This window comes from Microcoleus sp. ARI1-B5 (assembly GCF_036705795.1).
Taxonomy (GTDB): Bacteria; Cyanobacteriota; Cyanobacteriia; order Cyanobacteriales; family Microcoleaceae; genus Microcoleus.
The window spans coordinates 189004-215957 of sequence record NZ_JAUBVK010000006.1 but is presented as its reverse complement, the minus strand read 5'-3'; the positions used below and the strand labels follow the sequence as shown (position 1 = coordinate 215957).

23 protein-coding genes are annotated in these 26954 nt (G+C 47.6%); 9 read left to right on the top strand and 14 right to left on the bottom strand.

Annotated elements, in window-relative coordinates; genetic code table 11:
- Positions 1–303 precede the first annotated feature (303 nt).
- From QUB63_RS12395 to QUB63_RS12385, 3 genes are all read right to left on the bottom strand, one after another.
- Complete coding sequence (locus tag QUB63_RS12395) at positions 304–1731, bottom strand: phosphoglucomutase/phosphomannomutase family protein (RefSeq protein WP_332945454.1); 1428 nt, start codon at positions 1729–1731, stop codon at positions 304–306.
- Between the two features lie 446 nt (positions 1732–2177).
- Positions 2178–2912, bottom strand: a complete 735-nt coding sequence (gene folE, locus QUB63_RS12390) for a GTP cyclohydrolase I FolE (RefSeq protein WP_332945452.1) — start codon at positions 2910–2912, stop codon at positions 2178–2180.
- Between the two features lie 252 nt (positions 2913–3164).
- Entirely contained in the window at positions 3165–3890 is a 726-nt protein-coding gene (locus QUB63_RS12385) for an SDR family oxidoreductase (RefSeq protein WP_332945450.1), read from the bottom strand.
- Between the two features lie 94 nt (positions 3891–3984).
- On the opposite strand from QUB63_RS12385, the gene QUB63_RS12380 reads away from it, so the two are divergent.
- On the top strand, positions 3985–4128 hold the full coding sequence (locus tag QUB63_RS12380) for a hypothetical protein (RefSeq protein ID WP_332945448.1): 144 nt from the start codon (positions 3985–3987) through the stop codon (positions 4126–4128).
- 126 nt (positions 4129–4254) lie between these two features.
- Here QUB63_RS12380 and accA read toward each other — a convergent pair whose 3' ends face one another.
- Positions 4255–5235, bottom strand: a complete 981-nt coding sequence (gene accA / locus QUB63_RS12375; RefSeq protein ID WP_332945446.1) for an acetyl-CoA carboxylase carboxyl transferase subunit alpha — start codon at positions 5233–5235, stop codon at positions 4255–4257.
- Positions 5236–5492: 257 nt separating this feature from the next.
- Between accA and QUB63_RS12370 the strand changes: the two genes are divergently transcribed.
- On the top strand, positions 5493–6248 hold the full coding sequence (locus QUB63_RS12370; protein ID WP_332945444.1) for a tellurite resistance TerB family protein: 756 nt from the start codon (positions 5493–5495) through the stop codon (positions 6246–6248).
- Positions 6249–6527: 279 nt separating this feature from the next.
- Here the strand turns inward: QUB63_RS12370 and QUB63_RS12365 are convergent, their stop codons facing one another.
- Positions 6528–7550: a long-chain acyl-[acyl-carrier-protein] reductase gene (locus QUB63_RS12365; RefSeq protein WP_332945442.1), complete on the bottom strand. Its 1023-nt coding sequence runs from the start codon at positions 7548–7550 to the stop codon at positions 6528–6530.
- A gap of 258 nt (positions 7551–7808) precedes the next feature.
- On the bottom strand, positions 7809–8501 hold the full coding sequence (locus QUB63_RS12360) for an aldehyde oxygenase (deformylating) (protein WP_332945440.1): 693 nt from the start codon (positions 8499–8501) through the stop codon (positions 7809–7811).
- A gap of 63 nt (positions 8502–8564) precedes the next feature.
- Between QUB63_RS12360 and QUB63_RS12355 the strand changes: the two genes are divergently transcribed.
- The 3 genes from QUB63_RS12355 to QUB63_RS12345 all read left to right on the top strand — a co-directional run bounded on the left by QUB63_RS12355 (position 8565) and on the right by QUB63_RS12345 (position 10214).
- Entirely contained in the window at positions 8565–8762 is a 198-nt protein-coding gene (locus tag QUB63_RS12355; RefSeq protein WP_332945438.1) for a hypothetical protein, read from the top strand.
- Between the two features lie 229 nt (positions 8763–8991).
- Positions 8992–9810 carry a carbohydrate ABC transporter permease gene (locus tag QUB63_RS12350; RefSeq protein WP_332945436.1) on the top strand — a complete coding sequence of 273 codons (819 nt, stop codon included), beginning with the start codon at positions 8992–8994 and terminating at the stop codon, positions 9808–9810.
- A 155-nt stretch (positions 9811–9965) separates the two neighbouring features.
- Positions 9966–10214 (top strand): transporter suffix domain-containing protein, encoded by a 249-nt coding sequence (locus QUB63_RS12345; RefSeq protein ID WP_332945435.1) that lies wholly within the window; start codon positions 9966–9968, stop codon positions 10212–10214.
- Between the two features lie 97 nt (positions 10215–10311).
- Here QUB63_RS12345 and QUB63_RS12340 read toward each other — a convergent pair whose 3' ends face one another.
- Positions 10312–11340 (bottom strand): hypothetical protein, encoded by a 1029-nt coding sequence (locus QUB63_RS12340; protein WP_332945433.1) that lies wholly within the window; start codon positions 11338–11340, stop codon positions 10312–10314.
- Between the two features lie 123 nt (positions 11341–11463).
- Here QUB63_RS12340 and QUB63_RS12335 point away from each other — a divergent pair, with 123 nt between their 5' ends.
- Together QUB63_RS12335 and QUB63_RS12330 are read left to right on the top strand one after the other, a co-directional pair.
- Complete coding sequence (locus QUB63_RS12335) at positions 11464–11634, top strand: hypothetical protein (RefSeq protein WP_332945431.1); 171 nt, start codon at positions 11464–11466, stop codon at positions 11632–11634.
- A gap of 89 nt (positions 11635–11723) precedes the next feature.
- Entirely contained in the window at positions 11724–13016 is a 1293-nt protein-coding gene (locus QUB63_RS12330; protein ID WP_332945430.1) for a tetratricopeptide repeat protein, read from the top strand.
- A 420-nt stretch (positions 13017–13436) separates the two neighbouring features.
- Here QUB63_RS12330 and QUB63_RS12325 read toward each other — a convergent pair whose 3' ends face one another.
- The 6 genes from QUB63_RS12325 to treZ all read right to left on the bottom strand — a co-directional run bounded on the left by QUB63_RS12325 (position 13437) and on the right by treZ (position 22420).
- A complete protein-coding gene (locus QUB63_RS12325; protein ID WP_332945429.1) occupies positions 13437–13949 on the bottom strand; it encodes a DUF4112 domain-containing protein in 513 nt (170 codons plus the stop codon).
- 241 nt (positions 13950–14190) lie between these two features.
- The gene (dnaK, locus tag QUB63_RS12320; RefSeq protein ID WP_332945428.1) at positions 14191–16095 is read right to left on the bottom strand and encodes a molecular chaperone DnaK; all 1905 of its coding nucleotides are present in this window, start codon (positions 16093–16095) and stop codon (positions 14191–14193) included.
- Between the two features lie 424 nt (positions 16096–16519).
- The gene (locus tag QUB63_RS12315; RefSeq protein WP_332945426.1) at positions 16520–17041 is read right to left on the bottom strand and encodes a GNAT family N-acetyltransferase; all 522 of its coding nucleotides are present in this window, start codon (positions 17039–17041) and stop codon (positions 16520–16522) included.
- 6 nt (positions 17042–17047) lie between these two features.
- Complete coding sequence (locus QUB63_RS12310; protein WP_332945424.1) at positions 17048–17296, bottom strand: type II toxin -antitoxin system TacA 1-like antitoxin; 249 nt, start codon at positions 17294–17296, stop codon at positions 17048–17050.
- Between the two features lie 141 nt (positions 17297–17437).
- Positions 17438–20230, bottom strand: coding sequence for a malto-oligosyltrehalose synthase (treY, locus tag QUB63_RS12305; RefSeq protein WP_332945423.1), 2793 nt, complete (start codon positions 20228–20230; stop codon positions 17438–17440).
- 363 nt (positions 20231–20593) lie between these two features.
- The gene (gene treZ, locus QUB63_RS12300; protein WP_332945422.1) at positions 20594–22420 is read right to left on the bottom strand and encodes a malto-oligosyltrehalose trehalohydrolase; all 1827 of its coding nucleotides are present in this window, start codon (positions 22418–22420) and stop codon (positions 20594–20596) included.
- Between the two features lie 323 nt (positions 22421–22743).
- On the opposite strand from treZ, the gene QUB63_RS12295 reads away from it, so the two are divergent.
- Together QUB63_RS12295 and QUB63_RS12290 are read left to right on the top strand one after the other, a co-directional pair.
- Entirely contained in the window at positions 22744–24804 is a 2061-nt protein-coding gene (locus QUB63_RS12295) for an amylo-alpha-1,6-glucosidase (RefSeq protein WP_332945421.1), read from the top strand.
- Between the two features lie 35 nt (positions 24805–24839).
- Positions 24840–25880: a glucokinase gene (locus QUB63_RS12290; protein ID WP_332945420.1), complete on the top strand. Its 1041-nt coding sequence runs from the start codon at positions 24840–24842 to the stop codon at positions 25878–25880.
- A 483-nt stretch (positions 25881–26363) separates the two neighbouring features.
- On the opposite strand, the gene QUB63_RS12285 is transcribed toward QUB63_RS12290, so the two are convergent.
- Positions 26364–26834: a chemotaxis protein CheW gene (locus QUB63_RS12285; RefSeq protein WP_332945418.1), complete on the bottom strand. Its 471-nt coding sequence runs from the start codon at positions 26832–26834 to the stop codon at positions 26364–26366.
- Positions 26835–26954: the final 120 nt, after the last annotated feature.

Sequence of the window (26954 nt, the reverse complement as noted above, 5' to 3'; positions counted from 1 at the left end):
GGGTGTGTCGCCCTTAAAAAAATCTGCATAAAAATCAACTTTTCGAGTGGCGACGCACCTGACACAATTGTTGAATAAACAAGCACGAACAATTATTGTGTATCAAGCTTTGTCAGGTGCGTCGCTTTAAGATTGTCTGTCAAATTTAGAGATTTTAAATGGCGACACACCCTACAATACTTTTGATTTGTGAATAAGAAAGATTTTTTTGAACCACAGAGGCCGCAGAGAACACAGAGAAAGAGAGGTTTCATATTAATCCATCCGCGTTTATCGGCGTTTATCTGCGGTTGCAAATTCTTCTCAATTCTGCGCCCAAGCTTTTGCCCAGTTTAAGTTTTGCATGACTTCTTTTAATGTTGCAGCTTCGGAATACAGCCGCAATACTGGTTCGGTTCCGCTAAACCGAATTAACAGCCAGCTTCCGTCGGCTAGGCGGAATTTGTATCCGTCTACTTTGTTGCAGTCTACTACTGCTTTGCCGGCGATTTCTGTTAATGGTTGGTTTTGCAGCAGGGATAGCAAACGCGCTCTTTCTTCCATGTTTGCTAGGTGCAAGTCGATTCTGTCGTAGGCTGAGGTAAACTCGGTTTCTTTTTGCAGTCGGCTGTAAATTTCGCTTAAGTCTTCGCCGGATTTGACGACTGCTTCTAATAAGTACAGGGCTGACAGTAAGGCGTCTCTTTCGGGAATGTGAGTACCGTAGCCGATTCCTCCCGATTCTTCGCCGCCGACTAGGACTTGGGTTGTTAACATTCGATCGGCTATATACTTGTAACCGATCGGCGTTTCAAACAATGGCAGGCTGTACAGTTGGGCAATTTTGGGGATGATGTCGGAACCGCTGACTGTTTTAATCACTTCTCCGCTCAAGCCGCGCCGTTTGGCTAAGTGTTCGATTAATATGGGAACTAGGATTTGCGAACTGAGGAAGTTTCCGCTTGAGTCCACGGCTGCAATTCGATCGCTATCTCCGTCAAATACAAATCCGATCGACAAACCGGATGCTTTTCGCTGGTGAGTCCGCATCACGCGGAACAACTGCGACAGGTAGCGCGGTAAAGGTTCCGGTGCACCGCCGCCGAACAGCGGATCTCGATCGCTGTTGACTTCCTGGACTGTTTCTTCTAAAATTTGAGCTAAGCCGCCCGCTGCGGCGCCGTGCATTACATCTACAAATACTGTAATTTTGCCGGATGCGATCGCCTCTTTTATCGCCTCAATATCTACCATTTCCCGCAAGGTTTTGCAGTAAGCCGGCCAAGGATTGAAATTCTCCAATTTTCCGGGAGTTGCTGAAACTGTCGCCGGATTTTCGAGTTTTGCTTCTATCTGTTGCGTAACTTCGGGGGAAACTGAACCCCCAAATCCGCCTTTGACTTTTAATCCTAAATATGCACCGGGATTGTGGCTGGCTGTTAAAACGATCGCACCTAAAGCATTTAATTGTTTTGCAGCTAAACTGAAAGCTGGAGTTGGGGCGTAGGATTCGCTCAGCAGCACGTCAAATCCGGCGTTTTGGACGGCAAGAGCCGCGTTTTTGGCAAAATCTTCAGCTAGAAATCGGCGGTCGTAACCGACAATTACGGTACCGCTGCTGCTATCGCTGCCGCCGGTTTGTGCCAGAACTTGTGCTGCTAGGGGAGCTACTAACGCTACGCGATCGAATGTGAAATCGTCAGCAATGATGCCGCGCCAGCCATCTGTACCGAATTTAATAGGATGATTCATTAGTCACAAGCCATAAGTCACTCGTCTATTTTATGAGCTTATTTGTCGATCGTCAGTCGATTTTAGATTTTAGATTTTAGATTTTAGATTTACTTGCAGCGCAGTGAATCAGCGAGCAGGAACAAGACTCTAAAATTTTGGGAGCTCCATTTATGGAGTGTACGTGGCACGGTACCCGTTTTGGGGAGCATCTCATTTTTGCAAGAAGCATTTTTTATCTTCCCTGCGAGCGTCCCCGCTCGCGAGCTTGTATAAACACGCGAGCGGGGACAGCACTATAAATGCAAAACAGAGATACTCCCTCGTTTTGGGGCTGGTTAAAAGTCATCATTAGTCAGTAGTCATCAGCCGAATGACAACTGTCAACGGTCACTGTCAACCGACAACCGACAACTGACAACTGACAACTGACAACTGTCCCAGGTCAACTGTCCCAGGTCAACTGACTAAAAGAATGCCGGTTGGTGGCGGATCAAATTCAGGAATTCTTCGCGAGTTTTCTGTTCGTCTTGAAACACGCCCAACATGGCACTCGTCACCGTCCAAGCACCGGGTTTTTGCACGCCCCGCATCGTCATGCACATATGGCTGGCTTCCATCACTACAGCCACTCCCTTCGGTTCCAATATTGTCTGAACTGCTTCGGCAATTTGGCGCGTCAAACGTTCTTGCACCTGCAACCGACGGCTGTACATCTCGACAATTCTGGCTAATTTGCTCAGTCCCACTACTTTTTGGTTGGGAATGTAAGCGACGTGAACTCGGCCCATAAATGGCAGCATATGGTGTTCGCACATACTGAATGCGCTGATGTCTCGCACCAGTACCATTTCGTTGTGGCCTTCGTCAAAGATAGCGCCGTTGAGGAGTTCTTCGAGGGATTGAGTGTAGCCGCTGGTGAGAAACCGCATTGCTTCTGCTACCCGCTTCGGGGTTTTGAGCAATCCTTCGCGTTCGGGATCTTCTCCTACTCCCAGCAGCATCGTGCGAACGGCCTCCATCATTTCTTCCATGCCTACTTCTGAGGCTACGGGTACGTTGGATTCTTGACCGTGGGAGGAATTGCGATCGGGCCGAGTGGTGATGCGCGGGGCGTTGTTGTCTGCGGTTGCTGAAGGTTTCATGCTGTCAGTCGAGATTGAGTTCGAGCCGTTGGAACCGCTGGAAGATGCAATTGTCATAACAAGTTGGTGTGAGGGTCTATCTATTTTAGAGTTGCGATTTTCGATTTTCGATTGGGGATAGAGCTATCTATTTTCGATTTGCGATTTGCGATTTTCGATTGGGGGATAGAGCTATCTATTTTCGATTTGCGATTTGCGATTTTCGATTGGGGATAGAGCTATCTATTTTCGATTTGCGATTGGGGGATGCAGCTAGAGATTCAAAGATTGTTGAATTCGATAAAAATTCAGCAGTCTACAATCTCAAGTTCACAAAACTCCGGCGTTGGACATGAGCGTGATTTCTTCAATTACTGCACTTGCAGGCAATTGAACTGCGTGCAGAATTGATTGGGCGACGATTTCTGGGGTTAACATCGCACTGCGATCGAAGTCGGCTTGGACGCTTTCTGTGTCCCACATGGGAGTGTTGACAGAACCCGGACAGATGGCTGTGACGCGAATTCCGCCAGCCCTTTCTTCGGCAGCTAATGTCTTGGACAAAGCCATGAGACCGAATTTGCTGACGCAGTAGGCTCCCCAGTTGGGGAAGACTTGGCTGCCGGCGATCGAGGAAACGTTGATGATGATTCCCGATCGCCGATCGCGCATGGACGGCAAAACTGCTTGAATGCACTGCCAAACGCTAGTTAGATTTAGGTCTAAAACTCGCTGCCAGTCGGCTAGGGACGTTTCCGTCAAGGGGCCTGTGTAGCCCATGCCTGCGCTGTTGACTAGGATATCTATCGGGCCGAATTGAGTTGCGATCGCGCTGATGCCGCTTTGCACTTGCTCAATTTTTGCCAAGTCTAAGGGATAAGCTTTTGCTTTCACTCCGACTTGGAGGGCGGCGGCTGCAACGGCTTCTAAGTTTTCCGATTCTCGGCTAACTAAGGCCAGATTTATGCCTGCGGCGGCGAAGGCCTCGGCCGTCGCTTTGCCAATACCGCTGCTGGCTCCGGTAATCAGAGCCTGCTTTGTTGTGGGATGGTTCATTCAGTGTCCTGATAGTTCCTAATTTTACGAAAAACACGGAAATTAGTTTGCAAGTGTTAGCTTGACCGGGTGAACTACTAAACCCTTTATCCCATTGCCCAAGGCATCTGGGACTACTTTTGGCATACTTTCGCTCGGCAACTACCCGTCGGGCGTTGCAGCCTTCTACGGCAAATCAGACAACTGTCTGCTGCGGGCGATCGCAGTTAATTATGAGATTAACATTAAGAACTGTTAAGCCGATCTCACCTGAGAAATTATAACACTGCTGACAGATTCGCAGAACAGTCAGGTGTGAGTTATTAGTTATGAGTGTGAAGTTAAGAGATTGTAATTCATAACTAATAACTATGAATTCCTCGGCTTAAGCCGACATTTCAGTGAATACACCGATGTGGCGAAACTTTTGATACCGGAGCCCGCGCCGCTGCTGACCCGTAAGCTGTGTCAGTTCTGCTAAGTTTTCCAACAAAGCTTGTTTGAGCATCGCCGCAGCTTTCAGGGGATTCGAGTGAGCGCCGCCAACGGGCTCGGGCACTATCTGATCTAAAACGCCCAGGTTTTTCAAATCCCAGGAAGTAATTTTGAGGGCTTCTGCAGCCAAGTTGGCTTTGCCCGCATCTTTCCAGAGGATGGCAGCACAAGCTTCGGGGGTGGCGACGGTGTACACGGAATGTTCTAGCATCAACAGCCGCTCGCCGACGCCGATGCCCAAGGCGCCGCCGGAACCGCCTTCGCCGATGACGGTGCAAATAATCGGAACGTCGAGGCGAAACATTTCTCGGAGGTTGCAGGCGATCGCCTCTCCTTGTCCGAGCTGTTCGGCTTCTAAGCCCGCCCAAGCCCCGGGAGTGTCGATAAAGGTGAAAATTGGCATACCGAAGCGATCGGCGTGTTCCATCAACCGCAGGGCTTTGCGGTAGCCGCCGGGAGCAGCCATGCCGAAGTTGCGGGCGATATTGTCTTTGGTGTCGCGCCCTTTTTGGTGGCCGATGATGACTGTGGGACGCCCGTCTATGCGGGCAATTCCGCCGACGAGGGCCGGGTCGTCTGTGCCGCGCCGATCGCCGTGCAGCTCGATCCACTCGTCGCTAATTGCCTGAATGTAGTCGAGGGTGCTGGGGCGGCGCGGGTGACGGGCGAGTTGCAGCCGCTGCATGGGGGACAAGCTGCTGAAAATTTCTTGTCGCAGTTGGGCGGAGCGAGCTTCGAGTTTGCGAATTTCGTCCGTGACATCGACGGCGTTTTCTTCGGCGAGTTGGCGAATCTGGTGAATTCTGGTTTCTAGTTCGGCCAGCGGCTTTTCAAAATCTAGGAGTAGTGGTTTGCGGTCGGGGTTTGCCACGCTGATAATTTCTATAGGGTTTTTAAGCTGAAAGTCGATCGACTGTTTCCCGATCCTACCGTGTCCGGTGTTGCTGAAAAAGAGGACTCGTGGGAAGTTTTAAGTTTTGAATTATGTTTTGCTGCGTAACAAGAGTTGAAAACCAGGGGCTTGAGCCTCGTTGTTTGCTACACTATTTTTGCTTGCTTAAGCGAGTTTTACCAGAAAGAATTGGTTTAAAGCCCCAAGCCTTGTAGGGAGAAATTAAAATCAGACTATTGATTAATCCAATCCTCGGACTTCCAGGTAGAGGTAGCCCTCCGAAGTCAACTGTCAACTGTCAACTCTCAACTGTCAACTGTCAACTGTCAACTGTCAACCTGGAAAGCTGTCAACTGTCAACCTGGAAAGCTGTCAACTGTCAACCTGGAAAGCTGTCAACCTGGAAAGCTGTCAACTGTCAACTGTCAACTGTCAACTGTCAACTGTCAACTGTCAACTGTCAACTGTCAACTGTCAACTGTCAACTGAACCGCACGACTCCCCGCGCCCCTATGCCCGCCCACAGCCACAAAAGACCTAACCCTGTTGAATTGTTCCAAAGCGCAAAAAGCGACACAAGTGCGATCGAACTCACTCCCTCGGAAGCTTTGACAGCTATTTCAGTCTTAGCTGTTGCCGCCGACGGTGAAATATCCGAAGCCGAAAGACAAACCCTTGCCGCCAATCACATTCGCTTGTTCGGCTCTTATTCTGGCGAACACTTCCAAGAACTGTTTAAGAAAGTCCTGAAATTGAGCAGCGAGTACAGTCCGGCTGAAGTATTTGCAGCGGCTAAAAATAGCTTGACACCTCAGCTTCGAGAAACAGCTTTTGCGATTGCCGCCGATTTGGTTTTGGTAGATGGAGTTTTCACCGCTGAGGAAAAGGAGTTCTTAGTTGAGCTTTCCGAAGCTCTCGACATCTCCGAGGCAATGGGCAAAAAAATCATCGAAGTCATGACCATCAAAAACTGCAGTCAGTCAGTGGATTGAAGAATTGAATAATTGAAGAATTGACTCGACCGATGAATCTGGGATATTGAACTTTGGTCTAATTTTTGTTTTCCCCAGAACCAGATTTGGGGGCTGATTCAATTAAAGACTTGAAGAATTGGAAATGACTGATGCCATCAGACTTGGGAACAGGGGCCGGCAGTTGCGTTCTTGTTTTAAACTGGTGTTGTATCCGTTTTTGGGCTAGTTCACAACTTCCGGCAAAAGTCAACAGTCAACTGTTAAATTTTATTAAAATTTAACAGTTGACTGTTAACATCAAAATGACATTAAAGGTCGGAAACCGTGTTTGACAGAAATAAGACCGATTTGCTCCATCTTTTCCACAGTAATTTGATTCCGTCCCCAAGAAAAATTGGTGTACAACTTTTCAAATTCCAGCAGCATTGATTCGGCAAAACAGGCAAACAATTGCCGGCCCGGCACATCCATATTGACAATCTTCATAATCTTCCACTCAATATCGAGGGAATGCTCCACAATCCCGCCATTGAGCACGTAAATTTCGGGATGCTGAACCTGAGTTGCCAGATTTTTCGGATAGCCACCGTCAATCAATAAACAGGGTTGCTTCAATGTCTTGGGGTCAATTTCTACTCCCTTTGGCATACTGGCTACCCAGACTACAATATCCGCTTGGGGCAAAGCTTCTTCCAAATCCATGATTTTGCCTCGTCCCAATTCCGATTGCAAATCTTGCAATCGTTCTTTGTCGCGGGCAATGAGCAACAATTCTGCTACATTGGTTTTAACATTCAGCCAGCGACAGACAGCACTGCCAATATCCCCAGTAGCTCCACAAACTGCCACAGTAGCTTTTGAAAGTTCAATCCCCAATTTGGGGGCTGCTTCTTCTACTTGGCGGCAGAGGATGTAAGCCGTGTGGGTGTTACCAGTGGTGAAGCGTTCAAACTCCAACTTGAGATTGCGAATTTGCTTAATTTGCTGCAAGTTGAAGGTTTCAAAAATGATCGAAGAAAAGCCGCCTAAAGCAGTGATATTAATCCCGTTTTTTTGAGCGTGCGCCATCGCGTTAATAATTTTGCGAGTGGCTGCTTTGATCCGGCGAGTGGCTAGCATTTCTGGCAGAAAACACGACTCCACATAACGGCCTTCTATTTTTTGCCCGGTAATGCTAGTGACAGTGATATGATCAACTATTTGGGGCGGTGCGCTGCACCAAAAATCGAGCCCTTGATCGGCATATTCTGGATAGCCCAGCTCGTTAGCTACTGATTGGGCGTGTTCTAAGCTGGTTAAGTGACCGATTAGACCAAACATTAAGTTGTCAAATGAAGGAAGATTGAAGAAGTCAGTTGACAGTTGACAGTTGACAGTTGACAGTTGTTAGTTGTTAGTTGTTAGTTGTCAGTTGTCAGTTGTTATCAGAAGTCAGAAGGGAAAATTAATTTTTTTAAATTGACTTCCCGTTCTTTATTTCCAAATTGATGAGGCTGCGAAGCCTTATGAAATAGGGAGAAGGGAAAATTAAAAAGTTTTAATTTTTAATTTTTTTCCCATTCCTTATTTCCCTATTCACTAGGCTGCGAGGCCTTGTGCTGACATCCGCATGATGTCGCGGTTGTTAAAGCCAATGTTACCTAGGGCTTCGCCGTAGGCAATCATAAAGTCTTCGATTAAAGCGTCTTTTTCCATCCCCAAGACGCGAGCATCGTCTGCGACAGCGTTGAGCAGCCTCCAGATGATGGGCAGGTTTTGGCGGTTGGCGGCTTCGAGTTCGGCTTTGGATTCTTCAAAGTGAGCTTGCAGCCAGACTTCCCCAAAGTTGAGGTGGCTGTATTCTTCTTTGACGACGCCTTCGGTGATTTTGCGGGCAAAGTCATCGGCGACGGGGATGTAGATGTTGTATGCTGCGATCGCAAAACACTCGATAATTAGCGATTGAATCAGCAAGCAAGTTACAATCTGACCTTGGGCCGCGGCCGTTTGGAAGTTGCTGTGCAAATCTGAAAAGAACTCTTTGGCAAATGCCATGTCTGGCGTGACTTTGAGATTCCGGCCGCAAGCTTGGAAGCCTTTCATGTGGCGGTTCTCCATCTTGGACAAGCCAACTAACTCACTCTTTTTGTCAGCCAACAGTTCGGCCAGTGTCAGGTAATTGTCGTGAGCTTCTTGTTCGCCTTCAATCACAATGGCGTTGATGCGGCTGTAAGCATCTTTGTAAGTTTCGGTTTGAAAGTCAATTGTTGGGCTAGCCTCAAGCTGGGGCATAGATATGTAGTCTCCTCATATAAGCTTGTGGGATGTTTGGAACCCCTGGAAAATTGGGGTTCAGTGACAGTACACTTTTCCTATTTTGAACGCACCCCATCTAAATCAAAGATTATAGCTGAGGATACTTTCGACAAAGAACTTTTCTTTGACGCTCCCGGAAAAACTGGCGCCCTCAGGGTGTTTGCCGGACTTTTGCCGTCGCACACTCCAGACAGACTATCGCTAGAGTGCTATCTATTTACTAATTACTTGAATTAGTCGTTAGTCGATCTTTTGCGCGGAAATTGATGATAGAAATACGGTCTATGTCTCCACCCTTCAGGGTTTTACAGTACCACCTCTATCTATAACATTATATCCTAACCAGAACTTCCTCCCGTGGTACTCCTTCTTTCCCTCTACGACATATTATGTTGTATGGGAATCTGGGAGGCGATCGGCTTGCAGAACCTCACAGGCTTATTATTTTAGGTTAATTCACAAATTTATGGGAAAATCCTTGGACAGGTCTCAAGCGCTGGAAATGCTGAGTTTTATTTTGTTGCTGGCGGGGGCTGGGCTGGTGCTGCTGCCGCTGGCTGCTGTATTTTTGGTTTCCTTATCACCATCTGGTGTTGGTGTCAAGGCCACAGGTCTGACTTTTGCGAACTATCAGGAGGCTTGGCGGCGGGGGAATTTTTTGTTGGCATTTCTTAATTCTACTCTAGTGGCGATCGCAGTGACTGGTTTTCAGGTAGTGACTTCTGCTTTAGCCGGTTATGCTTTGGCCCGGCTGAAGTTTCGCGGGCGGCAGGCCCTAGTTTTGGTGGTTTTGGCGACGCTAGTCATTCCGTTTCAGCTTTTGGTGATTCCGATTTTCTTGGTTTTGAAGTGGGGGCATTTGCTGAATACTTACGGGGCGCTGATTTTGCCGACGGCGGCTAACGGTTTTGGGATTTTTCTGCTGCGCCAGTATTTTATGACAATTCCGGTGGAGTTGGAGGAGGCGGCAATGCTGGATGGAGCTAACCGCTGGCAGGTGTTGTGGCAGGTGATGCTGCCTTTGGCCCGCCCTGCTTTGGTGACGCTGTTTTTGTTTGTGTTTATCGGGGAGTGGAACGATTTGTTTAAACCGCTGGTGTTTACGACGCGGCCCGAGTTGCGGACTGTGCAGTTGGTTTTAACCCAGTTTCAGGAACAGTTTACCAGCAGTTGGCAGTTGTTGATGGCGGCGGTGGTAATTGGGAGTGTGCCGGTGGTGTTGCTGTTTTTGGCCGGCCAGCGGCAGTTTATTCGGGGGATTGCCGCGACGGGAATTAAGAATTGAGTTTAAGTTACGATCGCAATTAGGTTCGATCGTTCGGACTTCAGTCCTTTCTTTGCCTTGAAAGTAAAAAAGGACTTGCATTCCGAACGATCGAACAAATATGTCATTGCGAACAAAATGAATTATATATGTAAATTATATTAATCTGTAAATATATGCAAAAGCTGGGTTGGTTTTTATTTATTGCATCTTTTCTGCCTTGGCTGGCAATCTTGTTTGTGGTGCCGTTCCTGCCGCTGAGCGTCGCCGAAAAAACTACAATTGGTGTCGTTCTAGCTGTTGGGGCAGAAATTTGTTTTTGGATTAGCGTGGTGATTTTGGGGAAAGAAGTAGTTACCAAATATCGGCGTTATTTGAATCCCCGCTATCTTTGGAACAAAATCAGAAATTTTAACCGCAGATGAACATGACGCGACGCAGATTTGGTTCTCCGCATCGGAATGCAAGTCCTGATTTCTGCGGACTTGCATTCCGATGCGGAGAACCCAGGTCAAGGTTGAGCTATTCGCTGAAAATTTGCAAGCGAATAGAGCGCTCTCCGTCTCCAAAATCCACTTCAATCTTTTCTCCCGAAAGACTGTCCAAGCATCCCAAAAGCAATCGCAAATTAGGCGTGCTTGCTCCTGTATCCACGTACAATCTATCCGCCAAACTGCCTAAACGCTTCCAAACCGTGTAGAGTTTGACTACAGTTTGTTCTAGCTGTGCGGCTTGTTTTACAACGTCGGCGGTGGTTCCCAAACAGCCGACCCGCAAAGATTCTTCTAAGGCCATTTCCATGTCTAAGTGAGACTGATTGAGAGCTTGCACTTGGGCGGCGGCGTCGAGATATTTTGATAAATTCTTGGCGTCGGAAGTTAGTTGTTTGACAGTATCTACGTCGGGATTTTCTGCTACTTCTTTTTGAATTTCGATTTGGTGAGATGGGGATAGTTTCTCCATTTCTTTGACTAAAGGAGCGAGATAGCGGGAAGGAAGAGAACCCGTAGATGCTTTTTCTTTGACTTCTTCTGGCAATAATTCGGAGTTCATTGCCATCCATTCGTCGGATAGTTGTTTGACTTCGCGGCGGGTGATGCGATCGCCTTTTCCGGCAGCATCTGTTACCATTTGCTGTACTTCTGGAGATGCTTTGGCGGTTTCTACAAAGGCTCTTTTGCTGAAGTTTCTAATGGATTCTGGGTCTAAATCTCCTTGTTCGATCAGAGTCTCGGCACTTTTAGCTAATTCTATCAAAGAATAGGCTTGACTTTTGCCAATTTCTCGTTCTTTTAGCCAGTTCAAAAAGCCGGTACCGCGTCCGTCGCCGCCTTTTTTTTCTCTGTCTCGGACTGTTCGGAGAATGCGTCCGCGCCAGATGTCGGTTTGCAAGTCAAAACGATCGCACACTTTCCAGGCATTGTCAACCTGCGATTCAAAATCGAAGTCTGGTATTTGTTCGTCTTCGGGGTCTGGTAATTGGAAATTGATATCTGTCAAGCCTCTGAGGGCTTCGGCAAGTTCTGCGGGAGATTGGGGGACTTCAGCCATTAGGAGAAATTTGTGTAGAGCGACAGCCGGTTTTTATTTGACACTTGCACGTATTGACAGTTGATACGCTATATGTAGCGGTAAAGTGAGAGGGAGTTACCCTACTGATAGAGTTTGGTGCAAGTGATATTATTATTGCACGATGGAGGGCGATCGGGCGATCGGTCTGTGTTGAGAAAATATTCTCCGGGAATTGCCTTACAGGGAGATAGGAATCGATTAGCTGCAAGACCCCTACTATACCGTATTGAGTTAAAATTAGTTAGGCGATCGGCGCGATCGGCAAAACGTTAAAAATTAACAGGTAAATATGTCAACTCTCATTGAGTGATATTGACTGTCCTAAGATAGTTGACAGATTAAAAAAATGTAGTAAGGTGACAATGAAAATTTCTGACGCAGAAATGAACTCTGAGTTAGATTCTGCGATCGCTCGGTACGAGGCTGGGCTGTGCGCGATCGAGAATGCATCAAATCCACAGCTAGAACAAGTCTTAGAAGTCATCGCAGCGCGGGATGCCGCCAGTTGTGCCCTCTCCAAAACAACTCAGCCTCCTGCTGAAAATTTAGCTGCTGTACTTGAGTTGGACGAGCGCTTGAAAAAACAAGCTGAATCAATTAATTCTGTCGCCGACTTAGGTAAGTTGCGCGGCAGTTTCAATCCCCCGCAGGCTGCGTGGTGGTGGTACCTAGACCAACTCCCGCCACCGTCAAAACAGTGGGACTGGGTGTGGCAATTGGTGACGGTTGCTTGCTTGGCAACGACTAGCAGCTTTATTGCTAGCATTCACCCGCGGTTTGCAGCAGGCGGCGTGGAGATAACCGAAGCATTTGGAATGCTAAGTCAAAGCGGGCTGACGCTGCTGGTAGCCGGCGGTTCGTTCACGCAAGGCGGGCAGCAATTCGTTGAACGCTTGCTGAAGCATTTGAAAATTCCTCTAAAATATAAGTCTGAAGTTACTTGCGGTCTCTCAGCAGTTATGCTGCTGAGCGCGATCGCTCTCAACGCTTCCCTGCCAACTATTGCTAAATATTACAGCGAAAAAGGGCAAAAATCTCTTTCTCAAGGTCAGTTGAAACAAGCAGGAAATCAGCTCGACCAAGCGATCTCTCTCGACCCCCAGAATGCGGATTTTTATTTGTATCGGGGCGAAGTTTACGAAGCCCTGCTCAAATTTGACGACGCTCAAACAGCTTATCAAACTGCCTTGGCAGGGAACTACAAAGCTTTCAACAATTTGGGTCGCTTATCTTTTCTCAAACAAAACTACACTGTAGCTGAGGGTCTGTTTCGCATCGGTTTGGAGAATAGCAAAGACGACGAAGTGAACTACAAACTGTACAAAAACCTGGGCTGGACGCTGTTGAAACAAAACCACTACAGCGAAGCTGCTGACAGCCTCAAAATTGCGATCGCGATCGATGAAAAGCTGCCGCCTTCTAAGCGGGAAGGACTCGCTCACTGCATCTTGTTCGAGGTGCTGCAAGCAGCTAAAGCCGACAAGGCAAGTTTGGAAACCGAAAAGCAAAAATGCACTGAAAACAGCGCAAAATTTGAAACTTTGCGCGATTTTGACTGGTACGCTCATACATTGCAACGGTTTCAAGCAATTAAAGATATCAATTCTCTGCCAGAACCTGCTGAAAAACAGTCGCAGCCGCCTCATAAACCTTAGCGGAGGAAGTGCGATCGCAGCGATAGGCACGGCCGAGACGGGCAGTTTCTAATTGGCACTATTGAGGAGTTATTGTGACAATTTTGTCGGTCGGAGTTCTGTGTTGCTATTTTAAGCTGATGCGATTGCTTTCCTACCCTTCACCGAACGCATAAAGGCGAACGGATCGCTTCGCTAACGATCGCCCTCGCAATGACATTGAGTTTTTGCGGTTTTTGCTCTGCTATTTGAGTAGGTTGCGATTGGTTCGCTTCCCTCGCAATGACATTGAGTTTATGTGAGTTTTGGGTTACTATTTTAATCGGCTGCGATGGCGACGCACAGCGAACAATGACATTGAGTTTATGTGAGTTTTGGGTTACTATTTTAATCGGTTGCGATGGCGACGCACAGCGAACAATGACATTGAGTCAATGAAAATTAACGCCCTGTAAATACTCGAAATAGCCACCCAAACAGCATCACGCTCAAGAAAATTACACCTCCGACAATTAACGTCAAACCTAACAGCAAAGCCGCCACAAATAACCAATCGGCTTTTTTACCAGGTTCGGGGCTACCTAAATGAGCGTCTAGCAATTCTATATTTTTGACATTAGCTTTCCAAGCCACATCAAGCAAGTCTCCCGCAACTGGTACAGTGCCTGCAACTGTATCAAATACGATGTTAGCAGCCATTTGGATTAGGGTTTCTTGCGGTACTCCGAGTTGCGCGGATTTGAAGACTACGTAACCTGCAAAAATCGATCCGATTAAATCGCCGCCGCCCGGTATAAGTCCTAATATCGGATCGAGTCCGATGCGGTAACGGGTGCCGGGAATGGGAATTGCGCTGTCGAGTAAGTGGCTGATTTGGCGGAGACGCCGCAAGGATGCAATCTGGGATTTGTTGGGAGTATTTTCGGCGGAATTTTGTATGGGAGAACGTGACATTTTATTGCTCCAGATTGCGATATTATATTGATTCCGGCTTAAATACCGCCTTTATATCATGGGCGGGGGCGGGTTTATGAGATTGTCGATTATCGGCAATTATTTTTGGTGAACCCGCCCCTACAAAATTTAACATCATACAAGTCCGAATACAGAGAAACCCGGTTTCTCTTCAAAACCGGGTTTCTTGCTGTTAGCTGCGGGCTTTCAGTTTAACTGGGAAAGCCCGATCGCACTTTCTCTATTTGCCTTCAGTGAAGTCGGCGTCAATCACGTCGTCGCCGCCGCCAGTCGGGCCGCCAGTCGGGCCGCCAGTTGGGCCTGCGCCGCCGTCAGTCGGGCCGCCTGCTTGCTGGTACAGGTTGCTGCTGACAGCGTAGAATGCTTGCTGCAACTCGGTTGTCAGCGTCTTGATGGCTGTGTCGTCTTCTTTGACGATCGCATCCCGCAAGTCTTTGATCAAGCCTTCAACCTTAGTCTTGTCAGCATCAGGAACCTTATCGCCCAATTCTGCCAACTGCTTCTCAATTTGATAAGCTAAGGAGTCGGCTTGGTTTTTGCGATCGATCTTTTCGCGACGTTCCTTGTCAGCACTCGCATTCGATTCGGCTTCCCTCACCATGCGATCGACTTCATTGCTGGGCAAAGTAGAAGCACCAGTAATACTAATCGATTGCTCCTTACCAGTACCTTTATCCTTAGCAGCTACATTCAAAATACCGTTAGCATCGATATCGAAAGTAACTTCAATTTGCGGTACGCCGCGGGGGGCTGGCGGAACTCCATCTAAGCGGAAAGTTCCTAAATCTTTGTTGTCATTTGCCATTTCCCGTTCGCCTTGCAAAACGTGAATTTCCACGTTAGTTTGGCCGTCTACAGCAGTCGAGAAAGTTTCCGACTTCTTGGTAGGAATAGTGGTGTTGCGGGGAATGATTTTGGTCATCACGCCGCCCAAGGTTTCGACGCCGAGAGACAGCGGGGTAACGTCGAGCAACAGAATGTCTTTCACTTCGCCTGCGAGCACGCCGGCTTGAATTGCTGCGCCGACTGCCACCACTTCGTCCGGGTTTACGGTTTGGTTGGGTTCTTTGCCGAGGATTTTTTTGACCAGTTCTTGCACCGCAGGAATGCGCGTAGAACCGCCAACTAAGACGACTTCATTAATTGCAGATTTGTCTAATTTGGCGTCGCGGATTGCGTTTTCTACGGGGATGCGAGAGCGATCGATCAAATCCGAACAGAGTTCTTCAAACTTGCCCCGAGTCAAAGTCGTGTCCAAGTGTTTTGGCCCGTCTTGAGTCGCGGTAATAAACGGCAAGTTGATTTCTGCTTGAGTAACGCTCGACAGTTCAATCTTGGCTTTTTCGGCCGCTTCCGTCAGGCGTTGCAGTGCTTGCTTGTCTTTGCGGAGGTCAATTCCTTCGGCTCTTTGGAATTCGTTAGCGATGAAATCGACGATTTTTTTGTCGAAGTCGTCACCGCCGAGGTGAGTGTCTCCTGAAGTTGCGAGCACTTCAAATACGCCGTCGCCGACTTCGAGAATCGATACGTCGAAAGTACCGCCGCCCAAGTCAAATACGAGGATGGTTTCGTTGCTCTTTTTATCTAATCCGTAAGCTAAAGCCGCTGCTGTAGGTTCGTTAATAATCCGCAGAACTTCAATACCGGCAATTTTTCCAGCGTCTTTAGTAGCTTGGCGCTGGGAGTCGTTGAAGTAAGCGGGCACTGTAATTACCGCTTGGGTAACAGTTTCGCCGAGGTATTTGCTGGCGTCTTCTACAAGTTTTCGCAGCACTTGCGCGGAAATTTCTTCCGGAGCAAATTGCTTGCCGCGGGCGGGACAGTCGAGTTTGAGGCTGTTGCCGACTTTGAGGACTTTGTAGGAAACTTCAGTGGTTTCGTGGGTTACTTCGTCAACCCGACGCCCGATAAACCGTTTTACTGAGTAAAAGGTGTTTTCGGCGTTCATCACGGCTTGACGCTTGGCAATTTGTCCGACGAGTTGATCGCCATTTTTAGCGTATGCTACTACGGAAGGTGTGGTGCGACCCCCTTCGGCGTTGGCTATGACGGTGGGTTTGCCGCCTTCCATAACTGCGACGCAGGAGTTTGTCGTACCTAAGTCAATTCCAACTACTTTTCCCATAGGGGTGTTCCGGCTCCAATCTCTACAAAATTTTGGTGTTCTATCTGTGCGATAGTCTGGTTATTCAGGACTGCGATTTTACCTCGGGGTTTACGGGTAGTGAGTCCTGCTTTAATACAGTCTTCGATAGGGTGCTTATCTCTATACTGCGGGCGGTTAGACCTTGCGATGAAGGGGTATTTACCGAACCTGTTGGGGGACGGTTGCATCCGTGATGCTTGCGCCGCTACAGCTTTCGACTGCTTTTGTTTACTCTTCCTAATGTACGGGGTACGATCGATTCGGGCATTGTGGCAAACCGTATATGTTGTGTTGTATTTGCCGTCTTGTGTCTATAAATTTTGGAAATGCCTGTTGGGGCGATCGCTTGCGGAGGCTGCCAAATAGAAGTAAAAATTATAAGTTAGAGTCATGAGTCTGACAGCTACCAATTTGCTGCTTGTTTAATTGTACTCATCAGAATAAACAGTGAAAGGGATGTTTCCTGGCATTCTAAGAAACCAAACTTCTGGTAAAACTCCTTTGCATTCTCGTCTATAGCATCTACTCTGACAGCGTAGACTCCTACTATTCTGGATACATCTATTGCTCTAGCAAGGGCGTGAAATAATAGTTGTTTGCCCAGTCCTCTACCCTGCATTGAGCGATCGACCGCAAGTTTAGCAATCAGTATAGCTGGAATAGGATATCTGGGCAGCCTCTGCAGCAGGTCGGCGGGCAAGTCTTCACGTTCAATCACACCTGCACAGCAAGAATAATAGCCAACTATCTGACTGCCTTCAGGCGAAAAAGCAACAAAAGTTTTGGCAATCCCATCTCGATCGTTTTTCTGAGCGTACTGTTTGAAGTACATATCTAATTCTGGATTTCCCGAATTAAATGGATCTTTTTTCAGACTACTTGCACTGCGCCCTATTGTATCTAGCGGATAAATAATGTAATCCACAGTTTATTATTTGTTTGAGTTGCCATAGTCTTGAAATAATTTAATCAGAGCTTCATTAGGCGGAGGCGGATCTAACATCATATCTAACAAAAAGTCCCAGTCGCGCTCGGACAGCTTCAAAACTGGGTTGCCAAAGGCTGCGGGGCCGTTGATCGCAGCATCTGCTTCGGCAATAAATTCATCCAGGACAAACAGGTAAGCCCACCAAGAGAGTCGGGTTTCGGTACTGGTTTCGGTTTTGACGAGCGATCGCATTTTGCTATTCCTCCCGCTACACAGATTTTTTCACTACTATTATTTTAACCCAAAAAGCACAGCGACAGGTTTCAACCTGCCGCTATAAAAACAGTTCGCCTAATGACTACTGTCCCAGGTCAACTGACTACTGACTAATGACTACTGACTAATCAGCAAAGCTGCGGGAAAGTAACTGAGAGCATCACCAATTGCCAGCGTACCGTTACTTTCAACTGGCCCATTTGTAATCGCATCTTTCCAAACCGACGGCATTTTCTCCGACAATTCCAGATTAGTATCTTTCCAGACTTGTTTGCCGATCGGCATTTCTTCCGGTTTGACAACTCCCGTCAAAAACCGGGGAGCGATCGCAATAACCGTAGTATCTCCAAAGCTTCTGGCAAAGGCAACAACATTATCTTTAAACCTGCCCGCTACCAGCAGGGGTCGATAGTCGCCGGAGCGAAAAACTTCCAAGTATTTTTTTCTCGCTTCTAGGACTCTTGCCGTCAAAAACAGCTTAATTCTCGCATCTTCCCGCGTCCTAATCAAATCTTCCACCAGTTGCAAAATATCAGTCTGAGCTTGCTGTTTAATTTGCCGCAAAACCTCAATTCTGCGGTCAAAATCAACGGGACGGCGGTTGTCCGGATCGACGTGGCTTAAATCCCAGAATTCCGTGCCTTGATAAATGTCGGGAACCCCGGGCGCCGTGATTTTTAGCAGCGTTTGAGATAAAGAATTGAAAATCCCGTAATCAGCTACTTTTTTCCAGAAAGGCGTAAATTTCTTGAGGAATTGATTTTGTTCCGAAGGTTCGAGAACGCTATCGATAAAAGTCATAAAACCAGTTTCGTAGTCGTTGTCCGGTCTCAGCCAAGCCGTATAAACTTTAGCTTCGCGGACAGCTTTAATCGCATAATCTTTCAGGCGATCGACATAATCAGTGTTTTCAATTCCCTCAAATGGAAAACTGCCGATCAGAGTTTGGTACAAGAAGTATTCGTCATTAGTATTGGGAACCATTCGATTCACAAAGTTGACTTTCTTAGAAGAGTTTAGCTCTCTCCAAGACCTGACTTGCTGTTCCCATTCATCGGGAATTTCTGACAAAACGTTAATTCTGGCTCGCACATCTTCGCCGCGTTTGGTATCGTGGGTAGCTGTAGCATTCATTTTGTGCGGCCAAGCGGCTTGCTGCTTTTGGTTGAACTCGTGAAAATCCGCCAGCGAAACGCCGAACTGACTGGGGTTTCCTCCCACTTCGTTGAGGGATAAAAGTCGGTAGTAAACGTATAAAAGCGTGTCTTCAACGCCTTTTGCCATCAACGGGCCTGTCAACTGCTGGAGTTTCATTACAAAGTGCCGGCGCTGCTCTTTTTGTTCGGCTGTTAGGGTTTCTTCTTCTTCCAGCAACAGCACCGTTTCGATAAATTTAAGTTCTTTGAGCAGTCGCGGTACTTGTTCTTTAGCGTGGGCGATCGCATATTTTACGTAAGTGCGATCGGACTCTCGCAAACCATCTTGATTGATGTAAGTTCGGTACACTGGAAAAATCGTTAAAACAGCCGCCAGCGCTTTTTCCAAACCGGGACGAGTAAAATCGTTTCCCTGTCTCGATTGACCGGAGATATTCTTCAAAAGTTGAGCCAAATTGTCTACATCTCCCGCCAAATTTTTCTCAACAATCAGCCCTTTTTTATCTAAAAACAACTGTTCGTAAGGAACATTCAAGCGAGTAAATCTCTGATATATTTCACTAAATTGCTGTTCGCGATCGCACCGACAAAAAACGCCGTTTACGTAATTCAAAAAGTCGTAACCGCTAGTTCCCTCAATCGGCCAATAAGACGGCAAATCTTCCTCGTGTTCCAGAATCTTTTCAACAGTAATGTAAGTGTCTCCAACTCTCTCCCGGAGGCGTTTCAAATATTCTGTGGGGTCGTAAAGTCCGTCAATGTGGTCGATTCTCAATCCGGTAAACTTTTCCTCTTCCACCATGTCGAAGATCAGAGCGTGGTTTTTGTGAAAAACTTTAATCTCTTCAACTTTTACCGAAATCAGTTCGTTAACTGTAAAAAACCTGCGGTAGTTGATTTCTTCAGCCCCAACTTTCCAGAAAGACAGACGGTAAAACTGCTCTGAAAGCAAATCGTCCAGCAAATTAAAGCTTTCGGGATTGCCCTTTTCTCCGTTAAAAAAATTGATGTTTTCCTCGATAAATTCCTGCACGATGGGATTTTGATTGTAGAGTTCCCACAGCAGTCCTTTGACAAAAGCTATCTGATCGTATCTGGCTTTACCTTTAGTTTCTGAAGGGGTATTTTTAATCAAATAAAGAATTCCCAGAAACTTGATAAAATCTGGATGGCGCCGGCCTAATTCCCTGCCTAAATGCCCCAGATTATGACTGATAAATTTAGCATAAGATTCAATTTTTACAGGCAATTGTAAACTGTAGTAATTGATGGTCAGCCCAATTTCGCTGTATTTGAGTTGAATCTCGCCATTTTCCAGACACTCTCCATAAAAATTGCCCAGCAGCGGAGCCAGCACTCGACCCCTAAGATGTTCGTAAGCGTGATTCCATTCAATATCGAAGTAATCGAAATAGTCGGAATCCGGCCCGTGTTCCAATACGTCTAACAGCAACAAGTTTTGAGTGTCGTAAGCCATGTGGTTCGGGACAATATCTTGCAGCCATCCCATGTTCCGTTTCTTGATTTCGTATGTGAGCGCTTCAAAGTTTTCTGAGGTGCCCAATTCGGGATTGAGCTGATTTGAATCAACCACATCATATCCGTGACTGCTGCCTTTTCTGGCTTTAAATATCGGTGAGGCGTAAACGTCGGTAATTCCTAATTCTTCCAGATAGCTCAGGATTTGTTTGGCGGCTTCAAAGTTAAAACCTGCATGAAATTGAATCCGATAAGTTGTTGTGGGAATTCTCATGATGTTAATTTTAGTCCTAGTTAATTAGTCGATCGGGTTTTTTGCTTAAAATTAGAAATAGTAGGTTGGGTTGAGCGGTAGCGCAAAGCGTGTCAATAATCACCTAAAAACCTTGAAAAATGTCGCTTTTAGCAGAATTCCGCTCCCCCTAAATCCCCCTGGTTGTTGGGGAGTAGGGGTCGACTTTGAGAAGTCTCTTGTCCCCCCTTCCCAAGGGGAGTAGGGGTTGACTTTGATGCTCTTGTCCCCCCCTCCCACCAGGGGGGTTAGGGGGGATCGGAAAGACTAGGACATCAAAGAGTAGACTATACTACGTTCGATCTAGTTGTTGACACGCTTTGAGCAGCAGCTCAACCCAACCTACTATTTGATTAATTCGTAGAGTGCGAAACTCTGCGGTTTAACAATCAATTCTTGCTCTGAATTTATCTGTTCAGGCAAGCTAGAACCTGAACCCATCCATTTTACATCAGCAGAGTCTAAAATTTTGTGACCGTTGCCTTGGGGAAGTGCCGCCGTAAAAGCGACCTCTTGACTGTTGAAGTTTAGAATGCAGAATATCTGACTGTCATCTGTCCAGCGACGGAGAAATAATATTTTTTTGGCTTCAATACTGGACACTTCTAGACTGTTTTTGTCGAGTTTTTTAAGGGCCGGTATTGTCCGCCGCAGTTGAATCAAATGTTGGTGCCATTCCCAGAGGATTTTGTGTTTTCCTTCTGTTTGTTTTTCCCAGTTTAACTTGCACTTTTGGAAGCTCTCTGGACTCTGGGGGTCTTGAAATTCGCCTCGACCTTCAAAAGCTTTAAATTCTTGCTGTTTGTCTTTGCGGATAGCTTCAATCAAGTTGGCGTCTGAGTGGGAAACAAAGTACAGAAACGGCGCTGTTTCTCCGTATTCTTCTCCCATAAATAAGAAGGGAATGTAGGGAGAAATTAAAACCGTGCCTGCTGCGAGTTTCAATGCTTCAAAGTCAACTATTTGCGAGAGTCTGTCTCCTAAAATGCGGTTGCCGATTTGGTCGTGGGTTTGGGAAAATACCAGAAATTTATCGCCCGGTTCATCCTTGACAGAATTGCCGTGTTTTCGCTTTCTGTGGGGGGCGTACTGGCCGGAGTAGACAAAGCTTTCTTTGAAGGCTTTTTCTAAGTGTTCGCACTTGCCGAAGTCTTGGTAGTAGCGGTCATTTTCTCCGGTGAGCAAGGCGTGGAGTGCGTGGTGGAAATCGTCGCACCACTGGGCGTCTAATCCGAAACCGCCGAGTTCTTTGGGACGTACAGTGCGGACATCGTTTAAGTCACTTTCTGCTATTAAGTAAAGCTTTCTTCCAAGTTCTTGAGAAATCTCTGCGGTGGCATCGGAGAGTTCTTGCAAAAACGGTCTTGCACCTACTTCAAATATTGCTTGAATTGCGTCTAATCTGAGGGCGTCGATGTGATAGTCTCGAAACCAGTAGAGGGCGTTTTCAATAAAGTAGTTGCGCACGCCGTCGCTGTAGGCGTCGTCGAAGTTGAGGGGGTCTCCCCAAATCGAGCCGTATTTTGATGTAAAGTAGGGGCCGAATTCGCGGAGGTAGTTTCCTTCGGGGCCGAGGTGGTTGTAAACGACATCGAGAATTACTGAGATGCCGTGTTCGTGGCAGGCGTTGATGAGTTTTTTGAAGCCTTCGGGGCCGCCGTAGGAGTTTTGGACTGCGTAGGGATATACGCCGTCGTATCCCCAGTTGCGATCGCCGGGAAATTGGGCTACTGGCATTATTTCTATGGCGTTGATTCCCAATTCTGTGAGTTTTTTGAGTTGGGGAATTATTGCTTCAAATGTTCCGGCTTGGGTGAAGGTTCCGACGTGCAGTTCGTAAATTATCATTTCGGATAGCGGCACGCCTTGCCAATTTGTATCTTGCCAAGTAAAGGCGCTTTCATCTATTACTTGGGAGGGGGCGTGGACGCCTTGGGGTTGATATTTTGAGGCGGGGTCTGGTCGGTCGGTTTTTCCTTCGATTTGGTAGGTGTAAAGGGTTCCTGGTTGGATGTCTGTAGCTGTGGTTTGCCAGTAACCTTCTGCGGATTGTTGCATGGGTATCAGGCGTTGTTCTGGGGAGACAATTTGGACTGCTATTTGTTTGATGGTGGGCGCCCAAACGGTAAATTCACATTGGTTGTGGCCGAGGTAGTTTGCTCCTATCTTCACTTTGAGTTGTTCTCCTTATAAAATAGGTGGGTGGTTCGATCGCCCTTTGGGCGCTATCAAATGCTTTGCTCTTAACGTTCAGCGCCTGTTTAGAGGGTAATATTACTTAAAATAACAAACAACTAACTTTAGACAGAGCGATCGAAGGCTAGAATTGTCGCTGGGGCAAAAGTCGCGGTTGGTTATGTCTTGCATTAGAGCATGAATTGGTACTCTTGGCGATCGCCATTCTTTGCTACCTGAAAATAGTTAATATTTCTTGTTTATATAATGTCTAAAATATACCTAAAGGTAGATGGCAAATCAGCGTGAGCGTGTATTCTATGGTTATTGCTTTTGGACGGGAAATCTGCTGCAATCTCGACTCTGCCGAGTCTCGCGAGTGGTTGGTGACAAACGGGATCGGCGGTTACGCTAGCGGGACGATCGCGAATCTCCTCACCCGCCGCTATCACGGGCTGCTGGTAGCCGCCCTCAAACCCCCGCTGGGACGGACTTTGATGCTCGCAAAGCTGGATGAGACGGCTGTGTGTGGCGATCGCGCCTACCCGCTTTATACCAACCGCTGGGCCGACAGTACGATCGAACCCCGCGGTTACAACTCCATCGAAAGCTTCCACCTGGAAGGGACAACGCCTGTTTGGAGGTTTGCTCTCGCCGACGCTATCCTGGAAAAACGGATTTGGATGCAGCCGGGAGCTAACACAACATATATTCAATACCGCTTGCACCGCGCCTCACAACCGATCGCCCTCGCAGTCAAAGCCCTCGTCAACTACCGCGACTACCACCGCACGACGGGCGCCGGAGACTGGCAAGTGAGCCTAGAAAGCTTGACACGGGGGGTTTGCGTGACTGCTTTTGACGGAGCAGCGCCGCTTTATCTGCTGACAGATGCCGAACCAGAGGCTAAATTCCGAGTCTCTGCGTCTTTATACAATTGGTACTACGGATTTGACCTCGAAGCAGAAAAGCGGCGCGGATTGGACTGCTGCGAGGATCACTTGCACGCGGCGACTTTTCACTTCGCGATCGCACCGGGAAATTCTCTCACATTGATCGCCAGCACCGATAAAAATCCCGAACTCAACGGCGGTACAGCTTTAGAAGTCCGTCGCGCTTATGACCGAGAATTGCTGCAAAACTGGTCAAAAGCGAGCGAATCTCCCGACTGGATAAATCACTTAGTGCTAGCAGCCGACCAATTTATCGTCAACCGCCCGCTACCGGAGGAACCTGAAGGCAAAACGATTATCGCCGGATATCCCTGGTTCAGCGACTGGGGACGCGATACGACGATCGCCCTGCCCGGCCTCACAATCTGTACCGGGCGATGGGAAATTGCGCGATCGATTTTGCGGACTTTTGCGCGGTATGTCGATCGGGGAATGCTGCCGAACCGCTTCCCGGATGCCGGCGGCGCCCCGGAATACAACACCGCAGACGCGACGCTGTGGTACTTTGAGGCAATTCGCGCTTACTGCGACTGCACCGGGGACGACGAACTTTTGACGGAACTCTGGCCGACATTATGTGAGATAGTTGACTGGCACGTGCGCGGCACTCGGTATAACATCCGCGTCGATCCTGACGACGGTTTGGTGTACGCGGGGGAAAGCGGCGTGCAACTGACTTGGATGGACGCGAAAATCGGCGATTGGGTGGTGACTCCCCGGATTGGTAAGCCGATCGAACTCAGCGCGCTTTGGTACAATGCCGTGCAAGCTATGGCAAGTTTTGCTCGAAAATTGGGCAAGTCTCACAATGAATACGAGCAGTTGGGCGATCGGACTGCTGCCGGATTCACCCGATTCTGGAACGACTCAACCAATTACTGCTACGACGTTTTAGACGGCCCGGGCGGACACGACATTTTCCTGCGGCCCAACCAAATATTCGCCGTATCCCTGCCCCTTGACTCGATTCCTGGACATTCCCTCAACTCCTTGTTAGGGGGGACGCGCCAGGAAACCCGCTATACACCGTTACTCACGCCCGTGCAGCGGCGCGGCGTAGTGGACGCCTGCGCCCAGGGGCTTCTCACTTCTCACGGCCTGCGCAGCCTCTCACCGCAGCACCCGCAGTACCGCGGCGCATATGAAGGCGACCAATTGCAGCGCGACAGCGCCTACCATCAAGGCACAGCTTGGGGCTGGCTGATGGGCCCGTTTGTCTTGGCGCACTTGCACGTATACAAAAACCCAGCACAAGCTCGCGAATTCCTCGAACCGATGGCACATCATATAATGGCCGGCGGAGTTGGCAGTCTGGGCGAAATTTTTGAGGGCGACGCCCCGCACTCGCCCCGGGGCTGCACGGCTCAAGCTTGGACTGTGGCTGAGGTGCTGCGGGCTTGGTTGGCAATTAATACTGCGGGTGTTTAAATGGGGAATGTTCTGTTGGGTGGAATAGGAGGTTTATGGCATTATTATTAGCGGGCGATATTGGCGGAACTAAGACTATTTTGCGCTTGGTGGAAAGGAATGTTAAGGGTGAAATGAAAGCTCTTTACGAGTTCCGCTATCCGAGCGGGGAGTTTCCCGATTTAGTGCCGATTGTGCGGCAGTTTTTGACGGAAGCTGCGGATCGACTGGATTTTGCACCGGAGCCGGAAAAAGCTTGTTTTGCGATCGCAGGCCCGGTAGTCAACAACAGCGCCAAACTGACTAATTTGCCTTGGCTGCTGGAAGCTCATCGTCTGGAACAAGAATTAGGAATATCTCGCGTCAGTTTAATTAATGATTTTGTGGCGGTTGGCTACGGCGTCTGGGGTTTGGAGCCTGCAGATTTGCACACTTTGCAAGTAGGAAAACCCCGCCAACACGATCCAATTGCTGTTATTGGTGCGGGTACTGGTTTGGGAAATTGTTTTGCAATTCCCGAAGCAAATGGTATCAGGGTTTTTTCCTCGGAAGGGGGACACGGTGACTTTGCTCCTCGCTCGGAGTTGGAGTTTGAATTGCTGAAATATTTGTTAGCAAAACACGACATTCAAAGAATATCGATCGAGCGTGTAGTTTCGGGACAGGGGATTGTTTCAATTTACCAGTTTTTGCGGGACAGAAAGTTTGCTCCTGAATCGCCGGAGGTGGGGGAAGCGATCGCTCAATGGGAGTCAGAAATCGGTAAAAGCGAGAAGACTGTCGATCCGGGGGCGATAATTGCGCAGGCGGCACTCCAAAAGTGCGATCGGCTTTCGGAACAAACAATGCAAATGTTTGTAGAAGCTTACGGCGCCTCTGCGGGAAATATGGCTGTGTCACTTCTACCTTACGGCGGTTTGTACGTAGCCGGCGGCATCGCTGCAAAGATTTTGCCGCTGATTGTAGAAGGGGGTTTTATGCGAGCTTTTACCCACAAAGGCCGGATGGATTTGCTGTTAGAAATGATGCCGGTGCGGGTGGTTTTGAATGACAGTGTAGGGTTAATTGGAGCTGCGGTTTGTGCGGCAGGTCTTTAGTTAATAATTGTAGGGTGCGTCAGCTTAAAGCTTCTCGATTTGTGAAAAAATCAGGCTCGGCTGAGGCACCCTACGCTAACGTTCCTCGCGATCGCACACAATCATACCAAATGCGGCTTATACCAAATCCGGGTTTGGGAACCCGGTTATTCTTCAGTCGGCGCCGGCCGACTTTGTTTGAAGAGAAGCTGTTTCAACCGCCGAAAGATAAAGGGGATATTTAACCCGGATTTGGTATTAATTGACCGCTCAAGACTTCAAACATCCTATAGCGGTTCTCAATTTTCGTGAGGTACGCGGGCGAGCTTTTTCCCGATTACCGATTACCTTTTTCCCAATTAAGTAGGTAGGCGCAAATAAACTTTCGTTATGTAACAGAATGTAAAACTCTCTTGACAAGAGCGATTGCTTTCATAATAGATCGCTACGAAGAGAGTTTCACTTCACTCTAGCAATCTTTGCCCTAAATAGAAAGCCATACATTTACGTAAATAGCTCCAAATTTAGATAAAAGACTTCGGAACCGTCGGGTGCGCGAATTAACTTTTCTATTACCGGAGGCAGTTGCTGTTGGCGGTACAATTCTGGAATTTCGCAGAAGCTTTCTTCGGGAATTTCTAAAATCTTTGGCATATCAGGAATGGGAATTCCCAACCGTTCGCTCTTATTTAAGATGCAAACAATCAGGTAATTACAGTCAGCAATGCTCCGACTGCTGGGAAATATTTTGGATAAATTAATCAGGGTAATCAGTTCTTCTTGGTGCCGGACTAAACTTTGACCGCTATCTAAAAAACCGTAGGGATTAAAGTCTTTAACAACGCGCTGCACCTTTTCTATAGGAACCGCATAGTAAACGTTCCCCAGTTCAAAGGAAACAAGTTTTCGAGGAGGAGTTCTGACAGCGCCTTGTTTCTTGCTGCGAAAGCGGCGATTGTAATTGGCGTGAGTCATGCGATTTTAGATTTTAGATTTTAGATTTTGGATTAAAGAATTGAAGATTTTGGATGAGTTTATGATTGTTGATGTTTGATTTGTGATTGAAGATTTGAAATTATTTTATTTTTAATTAAT